This is a genomic window from Kitasatospora sp. NPDC085879, assembly GCF_040686255.1.
GTDB lineage: Bacteria > Actinomycetota > Actinomycetes > Streptomycetales > Streptomycetaceae > Kitasatospora.
Genome location: NZ_JBFBJZ010000011.1, coordinates 62,571 through 78,463, shown reverse-complemented (window position 1 = coordinate 78,463; position 15,893 = coordinate 62,571). Strand labels below are relative to the sequence as shown.

At 74.2% G+C, this 15,893-nt stretch carries 15 protein-coding genes and 1 tRNA gene; 7 read left to right on the top strand and 9 right to left on the bottom strand.

Annotated elements, in window-relative coordinates:
• Positions 1-48: 48 nt before the first annotated feature.
• Both AB0P35_RS11425 and AB0P35_RS11420 read left to right on the top strand, forming a co-directional pair.
• Positions 49-122: transfer RNA gene (locus tag AB0P35_RS11425), tRNA-Met, on the top strand.
• Between the two features lie 382 nt (positions 123-504).
• The gene (locus AB0P35_RS11420) at positions 505-2,427 is read left to right on the top strand and encodes a tetratricopeptide repeat protein (RefSeq protein ID WP_363509506.1); all 1,923 of its coding nucleotides are present in this window, start codon (positions 505-507) and stop codon (positions 2,425-2,427) included.
• A 13-nt stretch (positions 2,428-2,440) separates the two neighbouring features.
• Here the strand turns inward: AB0P35_RS11420 and AB0P35_RS11415 are convergent, their stop codons facing one another.
• Positions 2,441-2,857 (bottom strand): transcriptional repressor, encoded by a 417-nt coding sequence (locus tag AB0P35_RS11415; RefSeq protein WP_363509504.1) that lies wholly within the window; start codon positions 2,855-2,857, stop codon positions 2,441-2,443.
• 104 nt (positions 2,858-2,961) lie between these two features.
• Here AB0P35_RS11415 and AB0P35_RS11410 point away from each other — a divergent pair, with 104 nt between their 5' ends.
• Positions 2,962-4,440, top strand: a complete 1,479-nt coding sequence (locus tag AB0P35_RS11410) for a catalase (RefSeq protein ID WP_363509502.1) — start codon at positions 2,962-2,964, stop codon at positions 4,438-4,440.
• Positions 4,441-4,503: 63 nt separating this feature from the next.
• Here the strand turns inward: AB0P35_RS11410 and AB0P35_RS11405 are convergent, their stop codons facing one another.
• From AB0P35_RS11405 to AB0P35_RS11375, 7 genes are all read right to left on the bottom strand, one after another.
• Positions 4,504-4,854, bottom strand: a complete 351-nt coding sequence (locus tag AB0P35_RS11405) for a DUF742 domain-containing protein (RefSeq protein WP_095873249.1) — start codon at positions 4,852-4,854, stop codon at positions 4,504-4,506.
• The gene (locus AB0P35_RS11400; RefSeq protein WP_363509500.1) at positions 4,851-6,737 is read right to left on the bottom strand and encodes a nitrate- and nitrite sensing domain-containing protein; all 1,887 of its coding nucleotides are present in this window, start codon (positions 6,735-6,737) and stop codon (positions 4,851-4,853) included. Before AB0P35_RS11400 ends, AB0P35_RS11405 begins: the two co-directional genes overlap by 4 nt.
• A 217-nt stretch (positions 6,738-6,954) precedes the next feature.
• Positions 6,955-7,752, bottom strand: a complete 798-nt coding sequence (gene hisN, locus AB0P35_RS11395; RefSeq protein WP_363509498.1) for a histidinol-phosphatase — start codon at positions 7,750-7,752, stop codon at positions 6,955-6,957.
• Between the two features lie 71 nt (positions 7,753-7,823).
• Positions 7,824-8,147, bottom strand: coding sequence for a multidrug efflux SMR transporter (locus AB0P35_RS11390; RefSeq protein ID WP_095873246.1), 324 nt, complete (start codon positions 8,145-8,147; stop codon positions 7,824-7,826).
• Positions 8,148-8,261: 114 nt separating this feature from the next.
• Complete coding sequence (gene rsgA, locus AB0P35_RS11385; protein WP_363509496.1) at positions 8,262-9,317, bottom strand: ribosome small subunit-dependent GTPase A; 1,056 nt, start codon at positions 9,315-9,317, stop codon at positions 8,262-8,264.
• Between the two features lie 15 nt (positions 9,318-9,332).
• On the bottom strand, positions 9,333-10,652 hold the full coding sequence (gene aroA, locus AB0P35_RS11380) for a 3-phosphoshikimate 1-carboxyvinyltransferase (RefSeq protein ID WP_363509494.1): 1,320 nt from the start codon (positions 10,650-10,652) through the stop codon (positions 9,333-9,335).
• Between the two features lie 112 nt (positions 10,653-10,764).
• Positions 10,765-11,475, bottom strand: coding sequence for a M50 family metallopeptidase (locus AB0P35_RS11375; protein WP_257019058.1), 711 nt, complete (start codon positions 11,473-11,475; stop codon positions 10,765-10,767).
• Positions 11,476-11,654: 179 nt separating this feature from the next.
• Here AB0P35_RS11375 and AB0P35_RS11370 point away from each other — a divergent pair, with 179 nt between their 5' ends.
• From AB0P35_RS11370 to rsrA, 4 genes are all read left to right on the top strand, one after another.
• A complete protein-coding gene (locus tag AB0P35_RS11370; protein WP_363509492.1) occupies positions 11,655-12,404 on the top strand; it encodes an SOS response-associated peptidase in 750 nt (249 codons plus the stop codon).
• A gap of 76 nt (positions 12,405-12,480) precedes the next feature.
• Positions 12,481-13,122, top strand: a complete 642-nt coding sequence (locus tag AB0P35_RS11365; RefSeq protein ID WP_363509490.1) for an alpha/beta family hydrolase — start codon at positions 12,481-12,483, stop codon at positions 13,120-13,122.
• A 330-nt stretch (positions 13,123-13,452) separates the two neighbouring features.
• Positions 13,453-14,091, top strand: coding sequence for a sigma-70 family RNA polymerase sigma factor (locus AB0P35_RS11360; protein ID WP_363509611.1), 639 nt, complete (start codon positions 13,453-13,455; stop codon positions 14,089-14,091).
• A complete protein-coding gene (gene rsrA, locus AB0P35_RS11355) occupies positions 14,088-14,411 on the top strand; it encodes a mycothiol system anti-sigma-R factor (protein WP_095873239.1) in 324 nt (107 codons plus the stop codon). The genes AB0P35_RS11360 and rsrA overlap by 4 nt, the downstream gene beginning before the upstream one ends.
• Positions 14,412-14,490: 79 nt before the next feature.
• Here the strand turns inward: rsrA and AB0P35_RS11350 are convergent, their stop codons facing one another.
• Positions 14,491-15,771, bottom strand: coding sequence for a chitinase (locus AB0P35_RS11350; RefSeq protein ID WP_363509488.1), 1,281 nt, complete (start codon positions 15,769-15,771; stop codon positions 14,491-14,493).
• Positions 15,772-15,893 lie beyond the last annotated feature (122 nt).

Sequence of the window (15,893 nt, the reverse complement as noted above, 5' to 3'; positions counted from 1 at the left end):
AACCGATTGTTGGTCCACCCCGCGTCCATGCTATGGTTGTTTCAACGACGCGGGGTGGAGCAGCTCGGTAGCTCGCTGGGCTCATAACCCAGAGGTCGCAGGTTCAAATCCTGTCCCCGCTACTGAAGATCAGGGCCCGGAGGCCGCCAGAGACAATCTGGTCCTCCGGGCCTTGGCATTTTCCGATCAAGAGCGGCCCGGCTCCGGTAGTATCGACTCGGCCGGCCCGGCCCCGCCGCCGCTGCCGGGGTTTGTGCGGCCCGAGTGTCGGGAAATCGACAAAGCGCCGAAGCAATCCCGCAGGCTTCGGCCCGCTCCGCCAGACGTGGTCCGGGGCAGGTGTACGCGGGTTCCGGGTGATGCGACGATGGAACACATGGGGGACGCGGAACGGCTGTTGACTCCTTTTCGGACCGACACCCTTTCGGGCCGGCAGGGGAGGGAGGCCGCCGCCACCGGCGCCCCCGGAGGATGCCGCAGCACTCTGGGGGAGCGGGAGCCGGCATGAAGCTGATCGGTAGGAACGACACGGGCGCGAGGCCCGAGCCGGCCGCCGTGCGGGAGGCGCACGTCGAGGCCGACACCGACGCATGGGCGCAGTCCGCGGAAGACACCCAGCAGGGCCTGCCCGCGCAGCGCAGCTACGGCCCCGAGAGCCTCGTCCGGATCTCCGCGCAGCAGCTCGTCGACGCCGTCGGCCGCTACCCGGCCGACGACGACGAGCCCGCCGGTGAACCGGAGGACGCCGCCAGCTTCGAGAGCGCCCTCGCGGCCCGCGAGCAGGCCGCCCTGGAGGGCCGTCACCGATCCGCCGCCGACGCCGGCGACCCCGGTGCCGCCAGCCAGCTCGGTGCGATGCTGCTGCGCCGCGGCGACCTGGAGGACGCCGAGCCGTATCTGCGCGCCGCCGCCGCGGCCGGGCTCCGTGCCGCGGCCAACAACCTCGGCGTGCTGCTGCACCAGCGCGGCCACCGCGCCGAGGCTGCCCAGTGGTGGCGGCAGGCCGCCGTGGCCGGCTCCGCGCCGGCCGCCCACGCACTCGGCCTCCAACTGCGCGACCAGGGCGAGGAGGAGGCCGCCGAGTACTGGCTGCACTTCGCCGCCGAGCACGGCCACCCGCTCGGGGCCTACGCCCTGGGCGATCTGATGGAGCATCGGCGCGACGTCCGCGCCGAGCGCTGGTTCAAGGTGTCCGCCGACGCCGGCCACCGGGAGGCCGCCTACCGGCTCGCCCGGATGCGCGAGGCCGCCGGCGACAAGGAGACCGCCGAGACCTGGTACCGCACCGCCGCCGCACGCAGCCACGCGCGCGCCGCACTGCGGCTCGGCGTGCTGCTGGAGGAGCGCGGCGAACTCGACGAGGCGGCCCGCTGGTACCGGCAGTCCGCGCAGAACGGCGAGCCCCGGGCGGCCTGCGCGCTCGGCTTCCTGCTGCGCGACGCCGGCGACCTCGGGGCCGCCGCCGAGTGGTGGCAGGAGGCCGCCGAGGCCGGCGACGGCAACGCCGCCAACGCGCTCGGCGCCCTGCACGCAGGCCGCGGCGAGGCCGCCGAGGCCGAGCGCTGGTACCGCGCCGCACTGGACGCGGGCGACCACAACGGCGCCTTCAACCTCGGCCTGCTCTGCGCCGGCACGGGCCGCGAGACCCAGGCCGAGCAGTGGTACCGCAAGGCCGCGTACGCAGGCCACCGGGAGGCGTGCAACGCGCTCGCCGTGGTGCTGCTGCAGCGCGGCGACGAGTCCGGCGCCGAGCCCTGGTTCTCCAAGGCCGCCGAGGCGGGCAGCGTCGACGGCGCCTTCAACCTGGGCGTGCTGCACGCCGGCCGGGGCGAACTGCCGCAGGCCCACGAGTGGTACGCGCGGGCCGCCGCCGAGGGACACGGCGAGGCCGCACTCCAGCTCGCCGTGGTGCACGAGCAGCGCGGCCACGCGGCCGGGGCGCTGGAGCGCTACCGGCAGGCCGCCGCGGGCGGCTCCGCCGAGGGCGCCTTCCGGCTGGCCGCGGTGTTGGAGCGGCGCGGCGACGCGGACGCCGAGATCGAGCACTGGTACACGGTGGCGGCCGAGGCCGAGCACCGCAGAGCCCAGGTGCGGATGGGCGTGCGGGCCGCCGAACGCGGCGAACTGCAGACCGCCGAGCACTGGTACCGGCGGGCGGCCGAGGCGGGCAGCCGCAGCGCCGCCTTCAACCTCGGCCTGCTGCTGGCGCGGCAGGACAGCGAGAACGAGGCCATGCTCTGGTACACCAGAGCCGCCGACGCGGGGCACGGGCGTGCCGCGCTGCGCCTGGCCCTGCTGGCGCTGCGGCGCGGCGAGCCCGTGCAGGCGGAGAACTGGTGCCGGCGGGCCGCGGAGTCCGGCCCGGCCGAGGTGGCGGAGCGCGCGGCCCGGCTGCTCGGTGCGCTGAGCGCGGAACTCAGCGCATAGAGCGCCTCGGGCCTCAGGGGCCGGCGCAGTCCGGGCAGAGTCCGCGGTAGGTGATCTCGGCTCCGGTCACGGTGAAGCCGAAGCGCTCGCCGGCGGGGAGGGCGGCCGTCGGGTCGCCCTCCGGCAGGACGTCGCGGATGGTGCCGCAGCCGGAGCAGACCAGGTGCTGGTGGGCCCGGTGCGCGTTGGGGTCGTACCGCTTGGCGCGGCCGTCGGTGGAGACCTCCAGCACCTCGCCGAGCGAGACCAGTTCGCCGAGCGTGTTGTAGACGGTGGCTCTGGAGATCTCGGGGAGTCTCGCCACCGCGCGGGCGTGCACCTCGTCCGCCGTGAGGTGGACGTGGTCGCCGTCGAGGACCTCCGCGACCACGCGGCGCTGCGCGGTCAGCCGCCAGGCGCGTCCGCGGAGTCGTTCCAACAGGTCACTCATGAACTCAGGGTAGGACAGGTCTCGGGTTAGGGCCAGTGTTGACTTGGACAAAGTCCAAGTTAGGATCGGCTCGATACGACCGGACGACGCGAAGGACCCTCCCCATGACCAGCCAGGACGAGCTGCGGCCCACCCTCACCACCGAGTCCGGTGCGCCGGTGGCCGACAACCAGAACACCGAGACGGCCGGCATCGGCGGCCCGGCGCTGATCCAGGATCAGCTGCTGTTCGAGAAGCTCGCCCACTTCAACCGCGAGCGCATCCCGGAGCGCGTGGTGCACGCCCGCGGCGCCGGCGCCTACGGCACCTTCACGGTGACCGCGGACGTCACGGCCTGGACCCGGGCGACGTTCCTCTCCGAGGTCGGCAAGCAGACCGAGGCTTTCCTCCGCTTCTCCACGGTGGCCGGCAACCTCGGCGCGGCCGACGCGGTGCGCGACCCGCGCGGCTTCGCGCTGAAGTTCTACACCGAGGACGGCAACTACGACCTGGTCGGCAACAACACCCCGGTGTTCTTCATCAAGGACGCCATCAAGTTCCCCGACTTCATCCACACCCAGAAGCGCGACCCGTACAGCGGCTCGCAGGAGGCCGACAACGTCTGGGACTTCTGGGGCCTGTCGCCCGAGTCCACCCACCAGGTCACCTGGCTGTTCGGCGACCGCGGCATCCCCGCGTCCTACCGCCACCTCAACGGCTACGGCTCGCACACCTACCAGTGGCAGAACGAGGCCGGCGAGTACTTCTGGGTGAAGTACCACTTCAAGACCGACCAGGGCATCAAGAACCTCACCCAGGCCGAGGCCAACACGCTCGCCGGCGAGGACCCGGACAGCCACCAGCGCGACCTGCGCGAGGCCATCGAGCGCGGCGAGTTCCCGACCTGGACGGTGCAGGTGCAGATCATGCCCGCCGCCGACGCCGCGAACTACCGCTTCAACCCGTTCGACCTGACCAAGGTCTGGCCGCACGCGGACTACCCGCCGATCGAGATCGGCACGCTGGAGCTCAACCGCAACCCCGACAACATCTTCGCCGAGGTCGAGCAGTCGGTCTTCTCCCCGGCGCACTTCGTGCCGGGCATCGGCCCCTCCCCGGACAAGATGCTGCAGGGCCGCCTGTTCGCCTACGCGGACGCCCACCGCTACCGCGTCGGCATCAACGCCGACCACCTGCCGGTGAACCGCCCGCACGCCACCGAGGCCTTCACCAACGGCCGCGACGGCCACCTCTACGACGGCCGCCACGGCCGGCGGAAGAACTACGAGCCGAACAGCTTCGGCGGCCCCGTCCAGACCGGCCGCCCGCTCTGGTCCGCCGTCCCGGTCACCGGCGCCACCGGCAACCACGAGGCACCCTCGCACGCCGAGGACGACGACTTCGTGCAGGCCGGCAACCTCTACCGGCTGATGGACGCCGGCGAGCAGCAGCGTCTGATCGAGAACCTCTCCGGCTTCATCGCCAAGGTCTCCGCCGACCGCGACGACATCGTCGAGCGGGCGATCGAGAACTTCCGCCGGGCCGACGCCGACTACGGCCGCCGCCTGGAGGACGCCGTCCGCGAGCTGCGCAAGCAGAAGTGACGGCCTGAGACCGCGGGCCCCGGGGGCGCAGCGGCGCACCCGGGGCCCGCACCACTCTCCCGGCTACAGCCGCAGCAGCCCGTCCCGGATCCGCTCCAGCAGCGCCACCGACACGTCCTCCGCCGCCCGCTCGTGCACCCGCACGTACCGCTCCGCGGCCAGGTCCGCGACCAGCACCCGGGCCACCCCGAGCGGCACCGGCAGCAGCGCCGCCAGCTCCGCCACCGACCTCGGGTACTGGCACAGCTCGACGATCCGGTGCCGCTCGAAGCCCAGCGGCGCCGCCAGCGCGGCGGGCGGCGCCGTCACCAGCGTCTCGACCCGCAGCTCGTCCCGCACCGGCCGGGTGCGCCCCGCGGTGATCACGAACGGGCGGACCACCTCGCCGGCCCCGCCCTCCTCGAAGCCCGTCACGCCCGCACCCCGCCCGCCACCTGCCGCGGCGCGGACACCAGCAGCGCCGGCGGCAGCGCCACCGTCGCCGTCACCCCGTGCACCGGCGCCGGCGCGAGGCGCACGACCGCGCCCAGCCGCTCCGCCAGCCGGCCCACCACGTAGTGCCCGAGCAGGCCGCCCTCGCCCAGCAGGAAGCTCTCCCGGCCCGCCAGCCGGGCGTTCGCCCGGTCCAGCGCCGCCTCGTCCATGCCCGGCCCGCGGTCCACCACCGCGACCAGGCAGCCGTCCGGCCCCACCCGGGTGAAGACCTCCACATCGGTGTCGGGCGGCGACGCGGCCAGCGCGTTCTCGATCAGCTCGGCCAGCAGGTGCGCCAGCTCGGCGACCGCACCGCCGTCCACCAGCGCCCCGTCCACCCGCCGCAGCACCACCCGGCGGTAGTCCTCCACCTCGCCCAGCGCCGAGCGCACCACGTCGCCCAGCGCCACCGGCTGCGGCCAGCGGCGCGGGCTCGCCTCGCCGACCAGCACCAGCAGGCTCTCCGCGTTCCGCCGCATCCGGGTCGCCAGGTGGTCGAGTTCGAACAGGTTGGCCAGCGCCGCCGGATCGTGCTCGCCGCTCTCCAGCGTCGACAGCAGCCCCAGCTGGCGGGTCACCAGCGCCTGGTTGCGCCGCCCCAGGCCGGCCAGCGACTCCGCCGTGTTCCGGCGCAGCACCGACTGTTCGACGGCCAGCCGCAGCGCCGTCCCGGCCACCCGGTCCAGTGCGGCCCCGAGCACCTCCAGCTCCGCGGTGCCCGCCGCCGCGGTCGAGCCGGGCGCGCCCGCCGTGCCACCCGCCTGCGCCCGCTCCACCGCCTCCGGCAGCACCCGGTCGGCCAGTTCCTCGGCCTCCCCGGCCAGCGCCGCCACCGGGCGGGTGATCGACCGGGTCGCCAGCAGGCCCAGCAGCGCCGCCCCGACCGCTGCGGCGAGCGCCAGCCCGGCGTTCACCAGCAGCCCGCGCAGCGCCTGCGAGCGCAGCTCGTCCGCGCGGGTCCGGCTGTCCGCCGCGGCCTGCGACTGCACCTCGTACAGGCCGTCGACCAGCGCCGACGCGGCTCGCCACCAGGCGTCCGCGCGCACCGGCAGCCGGTCCGCCGCCCAGCCGTCCAGGGCCTGCTGCTCCATTCCGGCGACGGTGACCGCGTCCGGGCCGCGCAGCACCGCGTCCAGGGCGGCGGCGCGGGCGGGGGAGGCGGTGCGCGGCACGCCGGCGAGCGCGGCCGCCCGCACCGCGGTGATCCGGACGAACGCCGGGTACTCGCCGTTCCGGAAGGAGCCGGCGGCCAGCACCCCGTTGAGCGTTCCGCGCTCCAGCGCGGTGGCCTCGGTGGCCTCGCCGAGCGACCGCAGGGTGGCGAGCGCGTCGGCCAGCCGCCGGTCGCCGGTGTCGTCGCGGTCGGCGAACGCGGCCGTGTTCAGTGCGGTGACGGCGCCGGTGAAGAACTCCAGCGCCTCCGTGCGGGTGGCGGCACCGGTGTCGGCCCGGCCGCGCAGCCGGGCGAGGGTGCCCAGCCCGCCGAGCGCCCCGCGCACCTGCTCCGCGCCGGGCGGATCGTCGGCGAGGCGCCGGTCGAGCTCCCGGCGGGCCTGGTCGGCGGCCTCCCGCTGCGGGCCGAGCTGCGCCCGGAAGGACGTCTCGCCGCCGAGCAGGCCCGCGGTGAGGCCGCGCTCGCGCTGGAGCTGGTGGACGAACTCCTCGGTGGCGACCACCAGTGCCACCCGGTCGCCCGTCCGGCCGGCGTCGGCGAACCGCCCGGCCCGGTCGGCGGTGCCGATCGCCCCCAGGATCACCAGGGCGCCGGTCGGCAGGGCGAGCAGCAGGGCGAGCCGGTGGCGGATGCTGCGGAGCGTACGCACGTGGGGAGTCCCCCTCGGCAGTGGCCCGGCGGGGTGGGCGCACGGGGAACGGAGGCGCGGTACCGGGTACCGGCCGCTTGCCCGGTCGAGCCTAGGGCCCTTCTGTTGCAAGGGAGTTGCCGCGCCCTCAGCGCCGCCCGGAACGTGCGGCGGGTGGTCGGCAACCTCGCCGACCACCCGCCGAAACACGCCCGTCGGACGGGCCGTCAGCCGTCGCTCACACGCTGAGGCGGCGCAGCGTCTCCGCGTGCAGCAGCCCGTTGGTGGCCACCGCGTCGGCGCCGTTCGGCCCGTCCACGCCGTCCAGGCCGGTGAACCGGCCGCCCGCCTCCTGCACCACGATGCACGGCGCTGCCATGTCCCACAGGCTCAGCTCCGGCTCCGCCGCGATGTCCGCCGAACCCTCGGCGACCATCATGTACGACCAGAAGTCGCCGTACGCCCGGGTGCGCCAGCAGGCCCGGGTGAGGTCCAGGAACGGGTCCAGCCGGCCGCGCTCCTCCCAGCCGGTCAGCGAGGAGTACGAGAACGAGGCGTCCTCGACCCGGGCCACCTCGGAGACGTGGATCCGCGTCGCCTTGGCCAGGCTGCGGCCCGCGTACGCGCCGAGACTGCGCGCCGCCCACCAGCGGCGGTTCAGCGCCGGCGCGGAGACGATGCCCACCACCGGCTGCAGCTCGCCGTCGATGCCCTCCTCCAGCAGGGCGATCAGGGTCGCCCAGACCGGCACGCCGCGGACGTAGTTCTTGGTGCCGTCGATCGGGTCGACCACCCAGCGCCGCGGGCCGGAGCCCTGCAGGCCGTACTCCTCGCCCATCACGGCGTCGCGCGGGCGGGCCCGCTGCAGCACGCTGCGCACCAGCTCCTCGGCGGCCTTGTCGGCGTCGCTGACCGGGGTGAGGTCCGGCTTGGTCTCGACCTTGAGGTCCAGCGCCTTGAAGCGCTCCATGGTGACCGAGTCGGCCGAGTCGGCGAGGACATGGGCGAGTCGGAGGTCGTCGTGATAGTCGGCCATGCCCGAACCCTAGCGACCCGAGGCCGGATCGGTCGGCGCGGCTCGCACAGCGGACCGAACCGGCGTGCGGATCAGTGCCCGGAGCCGCTCAGCTGAAGGCCCACCACGCCCGCGATCACCAGGGAGATCGAGACCAGTTTCAGCACACTGCTGGACTCTTCGAGGAAGACCATGCCGTACACCGCGGTGCCGGCCGCGCCGATGCCCGTCCAGACCGCGTACGCCGAGCCGACCGGCAGTGACTTGAGCGAGAGCGTCAGCAGGCCGAAGCTGCCCAGCGCGAACGCGCAGAAGCTGATGGTGGGCCAGAGCCGGGTGAAGCCGTGGCTCAGTTTGAGGTTGATCGCGAAGCCGGTCTCCAGCAGACCGGCGAGGATCACCAAGGCCCATGCCATCGGGCTGACTCCCTTGCCCCTCGGAGTGTCCGTACTAGCGTCTCCCACGCTCTTATGATCACCGGACCCGGCCCGTCCGACACCTCGGACGGGCCGCCGTCCCCGCAGTGGCGGTCAGTCGCCCTCGTGGGCCTCGCGGCTGTCGAGCAGCCGGCGCAGCGAGTACAGCCGGGCGGCCTCGGCGTGGCCGGCCGCGACCCAGGCGTCCAGCGCGCAGTCGGGCTCGTCGTGGCTGCAGGCCCGCGGGCAGTCCGCCGTGCCCGGCTCCAGGTCCGGGAAGGCGAGGATGACCCGGGACGGGTCGATGTGCGACAGGCCGAAGGAGCGGAAGCCCGGGGTGTCGATCACCCAGCCCGGATCGAGCGCCTTCTTCGAGCCCGGCTTGGCGCCGGGCGGCGGCGGCAGCCGCAGCGCCAGCGCCGAGACGGTGGTGTGCCGGCCCCGGCCGGTCACCGCATTGACGCGCCCGGTGCTCCGCTGCCGCTCCGGCACCAGCGCGTTGACCAGCGTGGTCTTGCCGACGCCGGAGTGCCCGATGAACACCGTGGAGCGGCCGCGCAGGTGCGCGCGCACCGCCTCCGCGCCGGCCGTCTCCAGCTCGTCCCGCCGGGTCACCACGTAGGAGATGCCCAGCGGCGCGTACGCCTCCAGCAGCGGCTCGGCCGGCGCCAGGTCGGACTTGGTGAGCACCAGCAGCGGCTCCATCCCGGCGTCGTACGCCGCCACCAGGCAGCGGTCGATCAGCCGCGGCCGCGGCTCCGGGTCGGCCAGCGCGGTGACGATGGCCAGCTGCTCGGCGTTGGCGACCACGATCCGCTCGTACGGGTCGTCGTCGTCCGCGGTGCGCCGCAGCACCGAGGTGCGCTCGGCGACCCGGACGATCCGGGCCAGCGTGTCCGGCTCCCCGGACAGGTCGCCGACCACGTCGACCAGGTCGCCGACGACGACGCCCTTGCGGCCCAGCTCGCGGGCCTTCATGGCGACGACCTCGCGCTCCTTCTTCGTCCCGGCGTCGACCAGGCAGGTCAGCCGCCCGCGGTCGATGGTGAGGATCATCGCCTCGGCGGCGTCGTCGTGCTTGGGCCGGATCCGGGTGCGGGGCCGGGAGCCCCGCCGGGCGGGGCGGCTGCGGATGTCGTCCTCGTCGGCGTCCTTGCCGTAGCGGCGCATGCTGCTCTGCCCCCGTCAGCCCTGGCCGAGGAGGTCGGCCCACATCTGCGGGAAGTCCGGCAGGGTCTTGGCGGTGGTCGCCACGTTCTCCACCCGGACGCCCTCCACCGCGAGGCCGATCACCGCGGCGGCGGTCGCCAGCCGGTGGTCCTCGTAGGTGTGGAACACACCGCCGTGCAGCGGACGCGGCCGGATCCGCAGGCCGTCCTCGGTCTCCGACACGTCGCCGCCCAGGTCGTTGATCTCCTTGGCGAGCGCGGCCAGCCGGTCCGTCTCGTGCAGCCGCAGGTGGGCGATGCCGTACAGGTGGGACTCGGAGTCCGCGAGCGCGGCCACCGCGGCGATCACCGGGGTGAGCTCGCCGACGTCGTGCAGGTCCGCCTCGATTCCGCGGATCCGGCCGGTGCCGGTGAACTCCAGGCCCTCGTCGGTGAACCGGCAGGTGCCGCCCATCCGCGTGTAGATCTCGCGCAGCTGGTCGCCCGGCTGGTAGGTGTGCCTCGGCCAGTCCCGGACGGTGACCCGGCCGCCGGTGACCAGTGCCGCGGCGAAGAACGGCGCCGCGTTCGAGAGGTCCGGCTCCACCACCAGGTCGCGGCCGATCAGCGCGCCCGGGGTGACCCGCCAGACGTCCTTCTCACCGCCGTCCTCGGGGGCGTCGACCTGCCCGCCGGCCTTGCGGACCATGTCCACCGTCATCCGGATGTGCGGCAGCGAGGGCACCGTCTCGCCGATGTTCCGGATCTCCACGCCGTTGTTGTAGCGGGCGCCGGAGAGCAGCAGGGCGGAGATGAACTGCGAGGACGAGGAGGCGTCCACGTCGACCGTGCCGCCGTCGACCGCGCCGGTGCCGTGCACCGTCAGCGGGAAGCCGCCGCGGCCGCCGTCGTCGATCCGCGCGCCGAGGGTGCGCAGCGCGTCGATCACGCCGTGCTGGGGCCGCTCGTAGCAGCGCGGGTCGCCGTCGAAGTGGACCGGGCCGTCGGCGAGTGCCGCGAGCGGGGGCAGGAAGCGCATGACCGTGCCGGCGTTGCCCACGTCGACCCGGGCCGGGCCGAGCAGCTGCGGCGCCGGGATGACCCGCCAGGCCTCGCCGCCACCGGTGCCGCCGCTGGCCGCGTTCACCGTCTCCTCGACGGTCACGCCGAGCGCCCGCAGGCCGTCCGCCATCAGCTGGGAGTCGCGGCTGCGCAGCGGCCGACGCACCCAGCCGGGGCCGTCGGCGAGCGCGGCCAGCACCAGCGCGCGGTTGGTCGCCGACTTGGAGCCGGGGATGGTGACGGTCGCGTCCACGGCTGCGGTGGCGACGGGGGCGGGCCACAGGGCATCGGTCATGCGCCAAGTCTAGGGGGCCGCCCGGCGGCGCCCCGGTGCGCATTCGCATGGCGGACGGGGGGTGTGCGGTGATTCCGTGCGGACGGTGTGCCCACCCACCGTCACCGGCGGCTCACTGCTTCCAGTGCAGCAGCCAGCTCGCCCCGCCCAGCAGGCAGGCCAGCGACACCACCAGGAACAGCGCCACCCACAGCACCGCGCTCACCCCGGTGAGCCGGGCCAGCTGGTCGGCGTCCGAGTCCGGCGCCCCGCCGGAGCGCCGCTTGCCCTGCAGCTCGATCACCGGCCGGACCCCGGCCAGCAGCAGGAACCACACCCCGAGGTAGGCGAAGGCGGCCTGCACCTGGATGCCGCCGTACCAGGACACCACCAGGAAGAGTGCGCCGGTGAGCACCACCGCGAGCAGACCGAAGGCGTTGCGGATCATCACCAGCATCCCGGCCAGCAGCAGGATCGAGATCCACAGCAGCGCGGTGATCCGGCCGTCGGCGAGCAGCGCGGCGCCGCCGAAGCCGAGCAGCGAGGGCGCGATGTAGCCGGCCGCGGCGGTGAGGATCATCCCGGGGCCGGTCGGGCGGCCGGAGGAGATGGTCAGGCCCGAGGTGTCGGAGTGCAGCCGGATGCCGGAGAGCCGCCGCCGGGTCAGCAGGGCCGCGACCCCGTGGCCGCCCTCGTGCGCGATGGTCACCACCGTGCGGCTGACCCGCCACACCGGTGACGGCAGGATCGCCAGCAGGGCCAGCGCCGCGGTCGTGAGCACCAGCCAGCCCGGCGGGTCGGGCTGGGTGCCCGCCACCCGCTGCCAGACGTCCGCGATCTCCATGCTCGTCCCGCCTCCCGTGGTCCTGCCGGTCCGGCAGCCTCCCATGCCAGGACGCCGCGGCGGTAGCGGTCGGTTCGGTGCGGTTCGTCCCGGGTCGGTCCCCGGTCGGTCCCGGGGGCGCCGTCCGGCTGCCGGGATCCCGCCCCGGGCGGCAGGAGCCCCGTGGCAAGCTGGCCCCCATGTGCGGCCGTTTCGCCTCCAGCAGCAAGCCCGAGGACATCGTCGAGGTGTTCGGCGTCGTGCAGTGGGACCCGGCCGAGACGATCGCCCCCAGCTGGAACGTGGCGCCCACCTCCCCGGCCTACGCGGTGCTCGACCGCCCGCCCAAGGGGCAGCGCCGGCCGGTGCGGCAGCTGCGGGTGCTGCGCTGGGGCCTGATCCCGGCCTGGGCGAAGTCGCCGGAGACCGCGGTCAGGATGATCAACGCCCGGGCCGACACCGTGCACGAGAAGCCCGCCTACCGCCAGGCCTTCGCCTCCCGCCGCTGCCTGATCCCGGTGGACGGCTACTACGAGTGGCAGACCGTGCCGGCCGGCCCGGACCGGCCGCCCCGGCAGCCGTACTTCGTCTCCCGCGCGGACGGCGGCCTGCTCGCGCTGGCCGGCCTCTACGAGTTCTGGCGGGACCGCTCGCTGCCCGCCGACCACCCCGAGGCCTGGCGGGTGACCTGCACGGTGGTCACCACCGAGGCCGAGCCGATGCTCGCCCCGATCCACGAGCGGATGCCGCTCTTCCTCGACGCCGGCTCCTTCGACGCCTGGCTCGACCCCGGGCTGGACGACCCGGACGCGCTGCGCGGCCTGCTGGTGCCCCCGGCCCCGGGCGCGCTCACGGTCCGCCCGGTGGGGGCCGCGGTCGGCAACATCCGCAACAACGGGCCGGAACTCCTCCGCGAGCTCACCGACGAGGACCGCACCACGCTGTTCTGAGCTGCTCCGGGCCGTTCCGGGCTGTTGTGGCCCGGGCCTGCCCGGCTGGGCCGCCCCGACGTCCTAGGCTCGCCCCATGCAGAAGCTGGTGCCGACACCGGTCGGCGACGCGCGGGTGACGGTGCACGCGGCCGAGCACCCCCGGGTGCTGCTCGCGCTGGGGCACGGCGCCGGGGGCGGGGTGGAGGCGCGCGACCTGCAGGCGCTGGCCGCCGCGCTGCCCGCCGGCGGTGTCTCGGTGGCGCTGGTGGAACAGCCGTGGCGGGTGGCCGGCAAGCGGCTCGGTCCGGCGCCGAAGACCCTGGACCAGGCCTGGCTGCCGGTGGCGGCCGCGCTCGCCGCGGAGGGGCTGCCGCTGGTCGTGGGCGGCCGCAGCGCCGGTGCCCGGGTGGCCTGCCGGACGGGCCTGGCCTCCGGCGCGGTCGCCGTGCTGGCGCTGGCCTTCCCGCTGCACCCGCCGGGCAAGCCGGAGAAGAGCCGGGTCGAGGAGCTGCTGAACACCGGCCTGCCCACCCTGGTGGTGCAGGGCGGCGCGGACACCTTCGGCACACCGGAGGAGTTCCCCGGTCTGCCGGAGGGCCACCGGCTGGTGGAGGTGCCGTACGGCAGCCACGGCTTCGCGGTGCCCAAGCGGGCGCCGGTCGGTCAGGAGGAGACGCTGGCCGGGCTGGTCGCGGCGGTCGCCGACTGGCTCGGAGCGGTTCCTTCGAAGGGGTGAGCCCCCGCGGGAATGCGCGGCGGCGGCACGCGGTTGTGAGGACCGTCAGCAGAGTCCCGGTGAAAGGCAGCGTCCATGGGTTCGATCGCGTGCCCCGAGCGGCCGGAGGAGCGCGCGGCGCACGGCGCCCTCGTGCCCGACTGGTCGGAATGGATTGTCGCGGGCGAGAAGCCGGTGGGCCGGATATCCTCCATCTCGGGTCAGCCCGCGGTGGGCGGGCCCCGCAGCTCCGAGGAGGTGGGTCCGGTCGTCGGGACCGAGGACGAGGCCGTGCCGGGTGAGAGCCTGCCCGAGGGCGGGACGCTCACCGGTGACGAGCTGGCCGAGGCGATCGGTGAGGACACCTTCCGGGTGTCCGCGGACGAGAGCGAGGACGCGCGCCGCGAGCGGTTCGAGCGCGACGCCCTGGCGTTCCTCGACCCGATGTACTCGGCCGCCCTGCGGATGACCCGCAATCCGGCGGACGCGGAGGACCTGCTCCAGGAGGCGTTCGCGAAGGCGTACGCGTCGTTCCACCAGTTCCGTGCGGGCACCAACCTCAAGGCGTGGCTCTACCGCATCCTCACCAACACGTTCATCAACTCGTACCGCAAGAAGCAGCGCGAGCCCCAGCGCACCGCGGCCGAGGAGATCGAGGACTGGCAGCTGGCCAGGGCCGAGTCGCACATGTCGACGGGCCTGCGCTCGGCGGAGGCCCAGGCGCTGGACCACCTGCCGGACAGCGACGTCAAGGACGCCCTGCAGGCGATCCCGGAGGAATTCCGGATCGCCGTGTATCTGGCGGACGTCGAGGGCTTTGCCTACAAGGAGATCGCGGACATCATGGGTACACCCATCGGTACGGTGATGTCCCGCCTGCACCGTGGCCGCCGCCAGTTGCGCGGCATGCTGGAGGACTACGCCCGTGAGCGCGGACTCGTCCCGGCGGGCAGCGGCGCAGGGCAGGAAGCGAAGGGCGCGGGCTCATGAGCTGCGGCGATCCGCACGACACCGAGTGCGGCGAGGTGCTCGACCACCTCTACGAATTCCTCGACAACGAGATGGCCGAGGGCGACTGCGTCAAACTGCGGGTGCACTTCGAGGAGTGCTCGCCCTGCCTGGAGAAGTACGGGCTGGAGCAGGCCATCAAGGCGCTGATCAAGCGTTCCTGCGGCTGTGACGACACCCCGGCCGACCTGCGCACCAAGGTGCTCGCCAGGATCGACTCCATCCGGGCCGGCCAGCGGGCCGCGCAGGTGTCGGCCGAGCCGGCGGCCGGGCACGGCGCCGCGGCGGTCACCGCCGAGTAGTAGTCCGGCGCGGCACGGGCCGGCCACCGGGGTGCCCCCGGCGGCCGGCCCGTCCGTCACCGCGGTGGTGCGGCGGGTGTCAGCACGGGCCGTCGTCGGCCCAGACGCCCCACTGGCCGCTGGCGGTCGGCACCTCGTTCAGGGTCCACCACTTGGCGTGGTACTTGTGGCCCTGGTACGAGACCTTGTTGTTCGCGACGTACGTGGTCGTGGCGCTCCACGCCGGGTCCGTGCACGTGCCGCCCGGTGCGGTCGGCGAGGAACTGGTCGGCGGAGTGCTGGTCGGCGGCGTGGTGGGCGGGGTCGCCCCGGCGAACTTCACGGTGAACTTGGTGAAGTCCCAGTCGTTCTGGGCCACGCTGGAGCACGAACCGGACAGGCCCGGGTCGACCGTGCCGGCGCACTGGCGGTCCCGGTTGACGGACCAGTAGGTGTAGCGGGCCAGCTTGTGCGCGGTCGCGAAGTCCAGCACCGTCTGGAAGTCGGCCTGCCGGAAGTACTCGGCGGCGTCCGTGCGGCCGTTCATCAGCGAGACGCCCTCGTGGGCGTAGGCGGTCGCCTCGTCCCAGCCGAAGGTGGTCTGCAGGATCTTGTTGAACTTCACCAGCGCGTCCGTCTGGGCGGCGGCGCCGTTGAAGCCGCCGTCGAACGGCATGATCGAGTAGTTGTTGGGCGTGAAGCCCTGCGACTTGGCCTCGTTCAGCATCTGCGTCCCGAACCAGCCGGTGCCCGCGTTGGTGCCGGCGGTGGTGATCGAGATGTAGAGGCCGGGGTTGTTCTTCTGGAGGATCCGCGCCGCGCCGATCTCGTTGTGGATCGCCGCCGTGTTCTCGTACTCCGGCTCCTCCAGGTCGAAGTCGATCGCCTTCAACTGGTACTTGGTGATGACCTTCTGATAGCCGGCCGCGGTCGCCTCCGGGGTACCGCAGCCCTGGCCGAGCTTGTTGCCGCCGTAGCCGCCGACCGAGACGGAGACGTCACCGCCCTTCGCCCGGATCTTCTGGATCACCGCGGGCATCGTGGTGTCGGTGTCGATCGAGGAGGTGCCGCCCCAGGCCGGGTTGCAGCCGCCCGAGTCGAGGATGAAGGCCAGTTGGAAGGCCTTCTGGCCGGTGGCGTCCATCACCGCGGCCGGGTCCGGCGGCGAGTTGTCCTCCGGCATCAGGTACGGGGCCGAGGCGTACCAGTTGCTGCCGAGGCCGGCCGCCGCGGTCGTGGAGGCCAGGGCGTCGCCGCCGCTCAGTGCGGCGGCCGCACCGGCGGCGGCCAGACCGAGCGCGGCAATGACGGCCGCGGCGGCGGTACCGCGTCGGCGGCGGTGTCGACCGGGTGCGGGGGTGTGGAGCTGGGCACGTTCCATGGGACCTCTCCGAGGCATGGGGGGACCGCCGCCCGGGAGGTATCGGGCGGCGCCGGGCACAGGACGGGCGGCATCCGCGCACGATGCCGTGGAGCACAGCGGCCGCCGCGGCGGCCGGCCCC